Genomic DNA, 274 nt, shown 5'->3' with positions numbered 1-274 from the left:
TCCTCGACGACCGCGTCGAGTCGCTCCTGGAACTCCGACTCCACCTCGGCGACGGTTTCGCCGGGCGCGACGCCGATACGGAGTTCGGCGACGAGGTCGTCCGGCACCGGCGACGCCCAGTTACCCGCCCGAACGGTGCCGAAACAGATCGGCCACTTCGTCGGGAACTCCTCGTAGAGCGGATGGTCGACCCGTTTTTCGCGCTCCGCCTCGAGTTCCTCGAAGGCCCGCCGGATCCGGTCGAAATGCGGTAGCACCGACTCCCCTCGCCAAC

At 67.5% G+C, this 274-nt stretch carries 1 pseudogene; it reads right to left on the bottom strand.

The annotated features are described in order from the left end of the window. Nucleotides 1-274 (bottom strand): annotated as a pseudogene (locus tag SM755_RS23615) (peptidase M20); the annotation flags it as partial.

This window comes from Natrialba sp. PRR66 (assembly GCF_034808065.1).
Lineage (GTDB): Archaea > Halobacteriota > Halobacteria > Halobacteriales > Natrialbaceae > Natrialba > Natrialba aegyptia.
Note: the sequence above shows the minus strand (reverse complement) of the source record. Positions and strands in the feature narration are given on the sequence as shown.